6 protein-coding genes are annotated in these 12,898 nt (G+C 38.6%); all 6 read right to left on the bottom strand.

Features of this window, described 5'->3' with window-relative positions; translation table 11 throughout:
* Window positions 1–56 precede the first annotated feature (56 nt).
* Window positions 57–1,799: a hypothetical protein gene (locus ACFSKV_RS13785; protein ID WP_380803806.1), complete on the bottom strand. Its 1,743-nt coding sequence runs from the start codon at window positions 1,797–1,799 to the stop codon at window positions 57–59.
* Window positions 1,800–2,100: 301 nt separating this feature from the next.
* Window positions 2,101–2,688 (bottom strand): hypothetical protein, encoded by a 588-nt coding sequence (locus ACFSKV_RS13780; protein ID WP_380803803.1) that lies wholly within the window; start codon window positions 2,686–2,688, stop codon window positions 2,101–2,103.
* 18 nt (window positions 2,689–2,706) lie between these two features.
* Complete coding sequence (locus ACFSKV_RS13775) at window positions 2,707–4,350, bottom strand: SusD/RagB family nutrient-binding outer membrane lipoprotein (protein WP_380803800.1); 1,644 nt, start codon at window positions 4,348–4,350, stop codon at window positions 2,707–2,709.
* Window positions 4,351–4,369: 19 nt separating this feature from the next.
* On the bottom strand, window positions 4,370–7,600 hold the full coding sequence (locus ACFSKV_RS13770) for a SusC/RagA family TonB-linked outer membrane protein (protein WP_380803797.1): 3,231 nt from the start codon (window positions 7,598–7,600) through the stop codon (window positions 4,370–4,372).
* A 488-nt stretch (window positions 7,601–8,088) separates the two neighbouring features.
* Window positions 8,089–9,954 carry an arylsulfatase gene (locus ACFSKV_RS13765; protein ID WP_380803794.1) on the bottom strand — a complete coding sequence of 622 codons (1,866 nt, stop codon included), beginning with the start codon at window positions 9,952–9,954 and terminating at the stop codon, window positions 8,089–8,091.
* A 289-nt stretch (window positions 9,955–10,243) separates the two neighbouring features.
* Window positions 10,244–12,694, bottom strand: coding sequence for a glycoside hydrolase family 95 protein (locus ACFSKV_RS13760; RefSeq protein WP_380803791.1), 2,451 nt, complete (start codon window positions 12,692–12,694; stop codon window positions 10,244–10,246).
* Window positions 12,695–12,898 lie beyond the last annotated feature (204 nt).

Genomic DNA, 12,898 nt, shown 5'->3' with positions numbered 1-12,898 from the left:
TTAAATGATTCGGATTTTTTCCTTATTGGATTAGAATTTTCTTTACAAGGATAAACTTACCTTGAGGTTATCAAATTTCTCTCCTGCCTTACCACAATGGGAACATAACCATATTCCATACCAGGTGGAGGGGATACAATAAGGACGGGGTCAATAGCAACAAGACTACCGGTACTTGGAGGAGCCATATATTCTTGATCTATAGTCCAGGACCTGTGGATTTGTTCAACTAATTTCTGTAAAGTTTCCTTTTCTTCTTGTGTCCAACCCAAAGGCTGGAAAGAAGGCTGATCTATAAATTTATACCAACGATAAGTAACTTTTGAACCATCTTTCAATAGTACTGAGTAGGCTTGGGAAGTAGGGCCTGGATTTGCCCAGGCACCAGTTGCCGGTGAAGTGTAGGGTAGGCTTTTATCTATTATAAAATTTCCGTCCACCACTTCATTCCCGTTTCTCCAGTTGACATAATGCTTTTCTGATCCAGCCAATGGAAATTCTTTGTCCCGAAGTGCTTTGGGTACTGTTTCTGGATTTATTGCCACCCGCTGATCTCCAACTTTTTTAAAATATTGCGGAAAACGTCCAACCTGTGAGATGGAATTTTCTTTCCATACCAACCCAAAGGCATTGGAATCTGTGATGACAATTTGAAGTACATCTTCAATTCCTTTAAGTTTTTCACCACCGTTATTAAGGCTGGCTCCTTGGTCTAAGGAAAATGGTCTTGGTTCTAGCGAAGGTTTCCAGGTATGTGCTTCATCGAATTTTCCGGAATAGGCCGTACCTTTTTCTTTCCATTCCAAAATGTGGTTAAATAACGCACCTTTGGAATAATAGGTAACATCCTGAACAAGTACAGAGACCCCATTTTCATTCAAGGGAAATTGCAATTGAGGTATTTTTATATACAGGTCACCATTTTCATCCCTTAATTCATATGCTGGCACGGTGTTGATTTCCATTGCTCCTCCACCTGCCATTATCCCTTCCTTCGTATCCAACCCCATTCCTTCTATAGCAGGGTAGATTTTGGAAAGCCTGGACCACATTTCGGGAATATAGAAAGCGACAGGTCCTTTAAAGTTTTCTGCATTTAAAAACAGTGTCCAGCTTTGGTTTCCTGTGGGAGGAGGACCAGGTTTTTCCTCTGTTAGAGGAAGGGCTATATGGGTATATCCCAGAAACCTTCCTTCTAGGTCACCATCAAATGTAATCCCATCCGGTGGAACCAGTATTCGGTTGCTGAGTTGGGCTATGCCCAATTGGTCATCCGGCAAAGCCTCCGCTCTATAAAAAAATGGCCAGCCCGGAGAGGCGATCTCTGAATTATAACAGTCAGGTACTCCGTTCATGCTGAACTTTGGAAAACCATAATGGTATCTGTTGCCTCTCCAAAATCCCAAGCCTCCTTCCTGAGTTTGAAAGACACTGGACCAAGTTGGCCCTCTTTCTTCCCAGGTTCTGGCAATTGTACCCACAGGGCAACAGGGTATATCTTTGTTGGAGGGATTATCCGGAGTAATCCAATTTCCAGGAAGACCTATCTGAAATCCTTCTAAGGGCTGCTCCAATAATGGCCACACGGCTGTATAAAACCCAATTCCAGCTCCAAATCCATCCGGTCTCCTAAGTGTTCTATACCCTAAATATCCATGAAGTCCATTAGAAGATTCAGTTATTATTCCCACCTTTTGGTCAACACTTTCCCTGGCAGGAATTGACTGTACCATGAGAATGCCAATAACCAAAACAACTATGTTAAAACTAAATATTTGAACTCTTCTCTTATTTTTCATAATTGATAATGTACCGGAACTCAGGAAAAAGCAACTTTTTAAAGATAAGTATTATTTCTGTTCCAGGATATTCTGATTTTAAGATGAAAATATGGTTGTATCTACACAAAATACTACTTGGAATATACCTAATTAGCCATTTGCTGTTCTGACACTTCACCCTAAATTAACCTATGCAGAAAAGCATGAATGAAGGGGGGACTTCCCCCCCCTTTCAAAACATACAACCCTATCAACTAAACTATTTAAGAAACTTAAACCTGAGGCTTCATCTGACATAATTTCAGTGCAACTCAGAAGATCAGTTTACAGAAACAACATACAAAAATGGAGATGCATAAAATACCTCATTCTTTATGCTAGCACCAGCGTTTATGTCATTAAATACTCTTCCAAATTTGTCCCTTAGCTTTAATCTCACCTCAAAATTATCTCCCACATTTATCTGATCTTCTGATAAACCTAATGCAGTTAAAGCCTCAAGTGCTGTAAACTGAATTTTAGCCCTTAAAAACCTTGATTCATTGTTTGGTTGGAAATCGGTTAAAGTAAGTGTCTTAATCAACACATCATTGACAAGATTATTTTGTCCAGCTGCAGGAATATATACAACAGCACCGCCATCTACCAGCCTTCTATGTCTAACTCTAACTTCAACGGATTCTAAAGTTCTACCGCCTTCGGGATCTACTGCTTCCACAGTAATATCGAAGTTTGAATTAGGCAAGTTGAGGTGGTCAAATGATGTACTTGTCCTCGCAGTTGTTCTTAAGTAGATCGCTAAATCAAAATCCTTATATGGTAAAATAGGATCCACAAAATCAGTGCAGGAAGTGACCAGTAAAACCAGTGTCAACAACTTCACAAATTTATTTTTTAAAATTTTCATATTTCTTTGATTTAAAGATTAATAAACCCAATCATTTCCTTCAGGATTGGTGTCCCAGAACACCCTTAACCTTTGTGAAGCCTTTTGCGGAATATTGGGATTGGTGGAAACAACAACATTTGGATAAAGGAAAGACCTCGGAAAATCTCCAAAATTTACATCTAGACCAGGCTGCATTCCATCAGGCTGTCCGGTTCTTTTATAAAGATTATTGGATTCATTTCCATTACCAAATAAAGACAACCAATATTCCCTGGCAATCACATGCATCTTCCTACTGGTAGGTTCTGCATCGTATTCAGCTGCTACATAATCACTATAGGATGTGACGCTTGTATTAAATTCATCTAAAGTTTGAAAACTATTGATGGCTCCAGACTGGGAAGTAGAGACACTAAAAGCTCTGACAAAATCCATGGACTTTTTAATTCCGCTTAGCATTAAGGTTTTTGGGTCTCCTCCAACGCCAGGTATGGTAAGTGCAGCTTCTGCCAACATAAAGTCAATGTATGCTGGAAGCATAATAGGTTGGATACCTGCTCCACCGGCGCCTGCAGTAGGAGTTATTGATTCAGCAGCATCGTTATCAAACCTGCCACCTGCAGGGTATACACCATACGCAGTTCTTTTCAAACCATCTGGCGGTATGGCATTATTATTCAGGTGGTCTCTACCCCAATAACCTCTGGTTCCTGGAAGACAAAAAGGAAATTGGCCAACCTGATAATGTACAGGGGGAAATTCTCCAATACATTGAAGGTCTTGACGAAGTGTCGGATTGGTCAATTGCTGTCTGTAAAAGTAGAAACGTGCCCTGGGATCATCAAATCCTTTGGTTTCTGTTAGGTTATACATATACCAGTTAGACTGGTAGTCACCACCACCACCTGGCTGATATTGATTTGCAAAATTTGGATGACGGGAATCCGGATCTGTCAAATTGGTGCCATACCTGAATAAAAACTCCTGACCAGGCTCTATGAAATTATTCGCAGCAACCAAGGCATTGATGGCAGCAGCACTGCCTGAAGGATCTATTAGCTTACGATTTAAATGATATTTCAATTCTAAGGAATTGATCAATTTAATCCAATTGACATAAACACCACCGTAGAAATTGTCCTGTGGAGTTCCTACACTGGGAGCAGCAAAATCTGCTTTTGCAAGTGTCAAAGCTTCCAGAGCAGCTGCATAAACCTGTGGCCCTGGATCTAAGGTTGGATTAAAATTGGAAGGATCTAGTGCCTGGGTATAAGGTACTGCATCAAAATAATCCACCATAGTCATCAAAACATAAGCTTTGATCACCCTTGCAATACCTAAATGTCTTCTGAAATTGGCATTTTCAGCTAACGGCTCCAGAAATTTGATATCATTTAGAATCTCTGAATAGGTAGTGGTCCATAAGCCATTAAAATTAACAGGTACATATGCATTCTCGTAATTAATGTTACCTTGATTTGCAATTCTTGTAAGCCTCATTCCGTTAGTGCTTGAAGCATGATAAAAAGAGACAAAATCAAGTTGGATACTGTTCAAAACAAGATTTAAATTTGCTGTATCAGCTGTCACCGCATTTGGGTTGTCCAGCAGGTCCAAATCACAAGCACTTACCACCATAAGACTTAAGGCGATAAACAGGCTATATATTTTTCTTATCATTGTAGTGTTTTTTTGGGGATTAGAATGTAAGTGTCAAAGTACCACCAAATCTTCTAGAGCTCGGTCCGGTAACGAATTCTAAACCTAAACCGTTACCAACCCCAAGACCCAAAATGTCAGTATCAAAGTTCTGATTGGGTGGGAAATTCAAAGCTCTAAACCATAAATTTGTTCCACTTAAAGCAATAGAAGCTCTATTGAAGGGAGTCTTGGAAATCAAACTTGGAGGTATATCATATCCTAAAGAAAGTTCTCTTAATCTTATAGTAGAACCGTCAAAGGCACGTGGTTCCGGATTAGCTCCATATTGATTGAAATAGTCAGTAGCAGATATCTGAATATCATTAGGCGTACCATCCTGTTTCACTCCTGGAAGAATCAAACTATACTCTCTGTCCACAACAGGATCTACGGTAACACCCCTGTTCAAAGTTGACACTATAGTATGGCTAACAATAGTTCCCTTGTGTCTATATTCCAACATGAAGTTAAATGTGAATCCTTTGTACCTAAAAGTATTGATCCAAGAACCTGTCCACCTAGGATTGGGATCACCCAATTCCACAGGTACTGCTGTAGGCTGATAAGTCCCGTTAGGTAAGACTACTTTTTCTCCAGTATTCTCATTCCTTACAATGCCTTGGCCTTTGATGATATTAAAAGGACGGCCCGGAATAGCAAAATTGCCTAAATCTGTAAAACCAGCGACCACAATTTCATTTAAACCCTCTGCCAATTCCATGGTCACACTCCTATATAGTCCGAAATTCACAATGGACTCCCATGAAAACCCGGAAGGTGTATTGACGAGTGTGGCAGTTGCCTGGAATTCAATCCCCCTGGTTCTGATATTTCCGATATTGATTGCACTTCTGGTAAAACCTGAAGATGGATCAATAGGCGCTGAAGTAATCAAATCCCTGGTGTTTTTCTCATAAAGGGAAAGATCAATTCTCAATTTATTGTTGAGCATGGTTGATTCAACGCCAAACTCTAACTCTTGGTGCAGTTCAGGCCGGAGGTTCGGATTTCCAAGGTTTGGGTTCAAAGTTTGCCTTTGAAGCAAAGTTCCAGCACTATTTAGGAAAGCCCTTGCATTTTGGTCGAGAAAGTTTCTTGTGCTGTATGGGCGTGGAAAACCCGCTGAGGTACCATAACCGAATCTCAATTTCAAATCATTGAAAGTGGATGAGTTCCAATTGAATGCCTGTGAAGGCAAGAAAGATACCGAAGCTCCAGGATAAAGGATCCTTCTGTTTTCTACTTCAACAGTAGAAGTCCAATCATTTCTTGCTGAAAGGTTCAAGAAAAGGTAATTACTGTAATCTAAAGTAACGTTGGCATAGATCCCCATCCTAGTCTCTTCCTGCTGAAATTGTAAATTGCCTCCTGTTAAAGGATCTCTTGATGAGGCCTGAAGAAAGTTGCCGTGATTGAAAAGATTAAAAGCTAGCTGCCCGGTAGATACCAACCCAACCTGCTTATAAAAATCATTACGAATATTTCCTCCCAACAATGCTGACATACCGATTTTTTCGGAAAGTTGTCTTTTATAATTCAAAATCAAATCCTGATTCCAAATGGTGTTTTGAATTTCCACGGTTCTATATAATCCACTGTTGATCAAGGTGCTTACAGCTCCTCCACCACCTTTATTATATCTACTTTCCCTGGACTCTGTGTAGGTATCCAAGCCAATCCTGTAAGTCATGGAAAAATTATCATTGAAATCATAATTCAGGGAAGTTGAATTGAAGAACCTGTTAACATTTGAGGCATCAACCAGGTTTTTTGAAATCCAAAAAGGATTCATCTGATCATTGTTGCTCCGGTAGTAAACGTTGCTTCCATCAGTAGGATTTTCGAAAGGCAGATTCGCCAAATCAATTGAACGAGGTGTGTAATACAAATTGGCAAATACAGAAGGGATTCCTCCGCTAGCACTTGAACCAAAGGCAGAATTAACAGGAGGGGAAACCAAATCCGTGATGGCAAAAGTAAACGAGGAGTTAATGGAAAATTTATCTGTAACAGCTGCATTTATACCCAAACCAAAATTAAATTTTTCCAGGTTATTACCAGGAAGAAAGCCTTCCTCATTGGTATACCCAAAGGATGCAGAATAACTGGTCCGGTCAGAAGCACCTGAAACCATAAGGGAAGTATTGGATACTAATCCAGTCCTGAAATATACTTTGCTGATATCATCGTAAGCTTTATATTCATAATCAATGGGTGTTGTGGAGGGGGTACCGTCCGCGTTAGGAACGAAAAATTCCGGAAAAGCATTTCTAATAATGGGTATATTTGATGCTGCAATTGGATGCGGATGGACTCTACCTTCATCCAATCTACCTCCCCAGTTGCCGAAGAAAAAGGGCGGAGGTATATTCTGTTGAAATCCATTGCCATACAGTTTGCCGAAATTTGGTAGAGAGGCTGCTTGGTTACCGAAAAAAGATTGATTTAAGGTAACTTCAGCTGCCTTTCTTTTTTTGCTACCAGATTTTGTGGTAATCAAGATTACCCCATTTCTACCCTGATCTCCATATAACACGGTTGCAGAAAGCCCTTTCAACACGTTTACATTTTCGATATTATTAGGATCAATATCCAAGAAACGGCTGGAGGTAATTGCGCCTCCTGTATTAAACCCGTTGGTGGCATTGGTGTTAGTATTAAAAGGAACACCATCTACAACAAACAAAGGCTGGTTAGAGCCCGTAACTGAAGAATAACCCCTGATAATGATATTGGTTCCAGACCCAGACATACCATTTGTAGCGGTGATGTTCACCCCTGCAACTTTACCCTGCAATACCCTGGCGATGTCAGCTTCCGGTCTGTTTTCGATCAGCTCCTCACCTAATGTGGTAACACCATAACCCAAAGCTTTCTTTTCTCTTTCTATACCTATAGCAGTAACTACTACTTCGGATAACTGAGCAGCATCTGGGACAAGCGTGACATTAATAACAGATCTAGTACCAATATTTTCTTCAACCGTTTTTAAACCGATAAAAGAAAATACCAATACATTATTACTTTCCGGCACATTAATGGAATAATTACCATCCAAATCGGAGGTAGTTCCCACTGTGGTGCCTTTCACAAGAATGGACGCGCCAGGTAGACCTTGTCCATCTTCTTGGGAAATTACCTTCCCGGTAATTACCCGTTGTTGCGCCGACACCTCAGTACTAAGGATCATGGTGAAAAGCGCAATAATCAAGAGTAATACTTTTCTCATTAGGTATTTTTTTAGGTTGTTGGTAAGATTATTTATACAATCAAATTTATTTAGAATAGAAAAGAGTTTGTCTCAACCATTTTATCCAAAACATGTGCTTTATTAACATCTTGAAAAATTCCTGAAAATGAGGGAAAAATTGAAAGCTTAAGAACTGGCTATTTTCAATTTAATGACAAGACTACAATCACTTTTTAAAAAGGATTTTTTAAATCTTGGAGAATCTAATACATGTCAATTTAGAAAACCTCTATAAAAAAAGAACGACCAATTATGTTGGTTTGAAAACAGGCAAATACTTACCCCAAAACAAAATACCTGACCTATTTTCCAGATAGATAATTTGCGATAAAGAACAAAAAATTAAAAATTTCACGTTACGGACCGAAATGATTGCTGATTTCGATCTGTTTTAAAAAGAAAGAAAACAATAATTTGACAGCATTGCATTTAACCTGCTAAAAAATACTAAGCATTTTATGAAACTGTTAATTTGATAGATGGGGTCTCAGGAATTTATCGGGATGAACTGGTTTGTAATTTGAACTATCTTTAATTACTTCAGGGCCTATATAGTGGATGTCGATATAATTAGCAGCATATTTCTCATTGCCAGCAAACCATGCTTTTAAAGAGGTCTCGCCTGGTTTTAGATGCACTAAAAAAGTCGCAGAAGTCATTGAATTGTTAATCTCGACCACCCTTTCCAAATTTCCAATTGTCAGATGTGCAGTGTTTATAACTTCAAATGGTTTAATATTTGGTTCTTCCGCCACAAATCGATCAGATTTCATCGTTGATGTAGGATGTAGATTGTGTCTAAAATTAGACCCTTCGTTTTCTACAATTTTTCTTCCGGATTCGATAGGCCACCGATAGGTACTGAATTCATATATTCCCTCTTGATCTACCTCAATTGCCCATACCATTCCATCTTCACTCCTAAGGGCATCATGGGCATATATGATCGAAGGATTTTCTTTCTCGCTGCCAATTGTTATGTTGTTATATCGATCAAAATCAACTGAAATATCCTCCCACCAAATTTCATATTCTTTTATTAATTGCTTGACCACTTCTGGGTATTGATCTGCAACATTAAATTTCTGCCCGGGATCAGCCTCTATTTCATAAAGTTCCACATGTTCTCGTCCCTCCAATCTCCATTTTTCAGTAAGGACCTGAAAGTCTTTATATTTTTCCGGATACTGCACTCTCTGGTTATGAACAAAAAGTGTTCGTTCAGTCCATTCTGCGCTAGGGTCCTCCATTAATTTCCGTAAACTAGTTCCATCAAATTTAAGCTCTGAAGGCTTTTTCAAACCCGCCAGATCAATTAATGTTGGAAATATATCTATATGTGCAGCAAGCTTATCCACATCTTTACCTCCACCAATTCCTCCCTTAGGCCAACGGATATAAAATGGTACCCGGTGAGCTCCTTCATATCCCCTTATTTTTGCCCCCCTCATTCCAGAATTAAAACCCTCTTTTACAAAAAGGTCATCATCAAGTATGATCCCCCCAAACCAAGGACCCGGCCCATTATCTGACATAAATATCACAATAGTATTTTCCTTCAGCTTTAATCTGTCAATTTCCTGAAGAAAATGACCAAGATCTTCATCAAATTTCGCGAGCATTCCGTAGTAATTGGCAATTCTTTCAGATACCAAGGATTTATAGGGTAAAGAATAATTTTCTTCTACAAGAAGAGGAGCATGTGGGATATTCGTGGCAATGTATGTAAAAAAAGGCTGGTCCTGATTTTTCTGAATGAAATCCAATGCCTCATTAAACCATACTGTATTACTATACCCTTCATACTTTTTATATACACCATTATGCTTGTAAACATCATCAAAATAGTCATTTCCCCAATAATCCGGATGGATAGATGAAGCCCCTCCCCCATGAACTATGGTTTCTTCAAAACCGCGGTCCATTGGCCTGTAAGGGTAATTTTCTCCTAAATGCCACTTCCCAAAGAAACCGGTTTTATATCCGGCTGATTTAAATACATCTGCCACGGTGAGCATATCTTTTTGCAAAAGCGACCTTCCGCCTATCGTGTGCCAGACACCTGATTTTGATGAATACTTCCCTGTCAAAATAGCAGCACGAGTGGGAGAACAACTTGGATCTACATGAAAGTCTGTAAAGCGTACACTTTCATGATAAAGTTGGTCGAGATTGGGGGTTTTGAGATGGGGATTACCGTGTGCTGAAATATCACCATAACCTTGGTCATCAGTCATTATTAGAATAATGTTAGGTTGTTTCTCCTGTTCAACAACTTCATTAGAAGAGCATGAAAAAAACAATAACGAAATTCCAATTAGGATTAAAAACATATAATTGGATTTTATCATAGCAAAAAAATTATGTTTTGACATGTTTTATTGGCTAAGTTCAATTCAAATTTAATGAAGACCTGCTTTGCATTTGTTAAATAAATTAGCAGATGTGTGTGTTATTTTTGCCTCTTGCTTTGTGGGATGGGACACCCAAGATACGTTTCATGATAGAAGGGATTAGTTCCAGGATTGCTTCATTGAACTCTTTATGTCTCTTGATCATCCACAGATAAATGGATTATACATTGACTTATTATTTTTTACATGTCAATTCAAATAACTTATGTTATATGATATCTAATTCACCATTTAACCTTATAATTTCTCCGGCTTTTGAAGAGATGTGAATTTCTTTATCATTATATCTTAACCTGCATTCTCCCCCCTTGACCGATTTAATTATTATTTTTTTCAGTTTCCCTGCTGTCCATTCAATATCAACTTCAAAACCACCTCGAGCTTTCAAGCCCATTATTTCTCCATTAGCCCAGGCATCAGGCAGTGCAGGAAGAATATGAATTTGATTGGTATGTGTTTGAAGTAACATTTCGGCTATTCCAGCTGTAGTACCCATATTACCGTCTAACTGAAAGGGAGGGTGGCCTGATAAAAAATTGGAATAAACACCCCCAACTCCTTCATCATAAATTTCCTCTTCGGTCACAATCCATTTCATTGCTCTTCTTAATAATTTATAGGCGTGATTTCCATCAAATAACCTTGCCCAAAAATTAATTTTCCATGCAATTGACCATCCGGTACCATCATCTCCCCTTGCATCTAAAGTTATTTTTGCAGCTTTAGCAAGATCAGGTGTTTCCAGCGGCATGATTTGGTCACCGGGGTATAGTGCGTATAAATGGGAAACATGACGGTGCTTACTATTTGGATTATCCACATCCTCTTTCCATTCCTGCAGTTGACCCCAATTCCCAATTTGTAAAGGCAATAATTTGTTTTTGGCTATTATCAATTCATTCTTGAATAACTCATCCTCACCCAATAATTCACTTGCTTTAATGCAATTCGTGAAAATATCCCATGCAATTTGAATATCCATATACGCCCCAGTTGAAATTCCACCGTGCTCAGGAGAATAGGATGGGGATGAAATCAAAAACCCATTTTCGTCTTCCGTCAAATAATCCAACCAAAACAGCGCTGATTCTTTCATGATTGGATATCCTATTTTACGCAGAAACTCGATATCTCCTGTATATTCATAGTGATCCCAAATGTGTCTTCCATACCATGCAGCACCTCCTGGGAAAAATCCCCATGGAAACTCCCATCCAGGAGCATTATAGCCAAATATGTTATTAGCTGTGTTGACAATCCAACCACGGGCATTAAAAAAATCCTTTGCACTTTTACGTCCAGGTTCTCGTAATTTATCAATGTAATCCATCAAAGGTTCTGCGCATTCCGATAGATTAGTGATTTCTGCTGGCCAGTAAATCATTTGGATATTGATATTTGCATGATAGTCCGAAGCCCAAGCAGGAGCTGTTAGGTTATTCCATTTACCCTGTAAATTTGCAGGTAAGCTTCCTGGTCTAGAGCTACTTATCATAAGATAACGGCCATATTGAAAGTATAAGGCTTCCAATGAAGGATCTTTTGCTCCATCAGAATAAGCTTTTAATCGTTCAAGGGTAGATTTGTGATTATTTCCCTGTTCTCCTAAATTAATATATACCCTTGAGTAAAGTGCTGAATAATCTTTTTGGTGTTCTTTATATATTTCGCTGTATTTTTTTGGGTCAATGGAAGCGATGGTTTTATGATTTAATTTTTTGTAATCCCTACCCTTATAATTTGGATATACATTCTGATAGTCGGTTGCTGCTGTCAAATACAATGTCAATGTTTTTGCTGATTTTACATGAAGTTTTCCATTAGAAAAAGAAATCTCAGAACCGTCTGAATCAATAAGAATCCGACTTTCAAATTCCATCCCATTATTTTCCAACTTTCCTGCCATAACAAGTTGATCATTCTCAAAAGAAATGGTAACATTTCTGTGAATAGATTCTAGCCTGATCTCATAATCTGTTCCATTAAAACTATTGTTTTGGAAACGAAAAACTAGAACGCGTTTTGGATAACTTGCAAAATATTCACGCTTATATTCCACATTATGGACCTTATACTTTACTGAAGCCATAGCATCTGATATATTGAGGTCTCTTCTATAATCTTTGATCTCATCTCCGTGAGCGGCCTTTACATATAGATCTCCAAAAGTTTGAAAAGCACCAAATCCTTCCCATATGTGTTCACCTTTTACTGACTTTATAATCCCAGTGAGTTCTCTATTTGCCAATTCATGTGCTCCTTTAAAATCACCTTCATCAAGTAATTGCCTTATTTTTGGTAAGTACTTATAAGCTTGCTCTCGATTTCCTCCCTTATATTCGTCCCATTCGCCTTTTCCTCCAGTCCATAATGATTCTTCATTGAATTGAATATGTTCTTCTTCAACAAGGCCATAAATCATTGCACCCATATAACCATTGCCAATAGGTAGCGCTTCGGCCATCCATGATTTAGCTGGTTTGTCATACCATAATATGTCCTTCCCTCTCGTTTGTGCCCTTCCCGCATTGATAAAGAGTAATATTGAGATTATGAATCCCGTAGTAAAAATTGGATTGCGATACTTCATATGCTTTGGATTGAGATTGTTATTCTTATCGTTAGGGAATTCAATAGGTCCCTCCTTATTTTTCCTCATCTTAATTATTTTACCATCCGATGATTTACTGTCATAACAGAGCTGGTAAGTTTTATACTACAAAGAGTACCTGATTTGAACAAAGTTTCAAGCTATTTTACGCGGTGGTTTTCCCATTTTTTGTATCCAAGACCTTCAAGGTTTTAAAAACCTCAAAGGTCACTGGTTTTCAATTTCTTGGTTCTTGCCTCTTGTCTCTAGATT

Source organism: Shivajiella indica (assembly GCF_042683085.1).
Taxonomy (GTDB): Bacteria; Bacteroidota; Bacteroidia; order Cytophagales; family Cyclobacteriaceae; genus Shivajiella; species Shivajiella indica.
Note: the sequence above shows the minus strand (reverse complement) of the source record. Positions and strands in the feature narration are given on the sequence as shown.

Bases quoted from the DNA above. Each gene is read 5' to 3' on its own strand.
- ACFSKV_RS13785 (WP_380803806.1), bottom strand. From the start codon at position 1,799: ATGAAAAATAAGAGAAGAGTTCAAATATTTAGTTTTAACATAGTTGTT.
- ACFSKV_RS13780 (WP_380803803.1), bottom strand. From the start codon at position 2,688: ATGAAAATTTTAAAAAATAAATTTGTGAAGTTGTTGACACTGGTTTTA.
- ACFSKV_RS13775 (WP_380803800.1), bottom strand. From the start codon at position 4,350: ATGATAAGAAAAATATATAGCCTGTTTATCGCCTTAAGTCTTATGGTG.
- ACFSKV_RS13770 (WP_380803797.1), bottom strand. From the start codon at position 7,600: ATGAGAAAAGTATTACTCTTGATTATTGCGCTTTTCACCATGATCCTT.
- ACFSKV_RS13765 (WP_380803794.1), bottom strand. From the start codon at position 9,954: ATGTTTTTAATCCTAATTGGAATTTCGTTATTGTTTTTTTCATGCTCT.
- ACFSKV_RS13760 (WP_380803791.1), bottom strand. From the start codon at position 12,694: ATGAGGAAAAATAAGGAGGGACCTATTGAATTCCCTAACGATAAGAAT.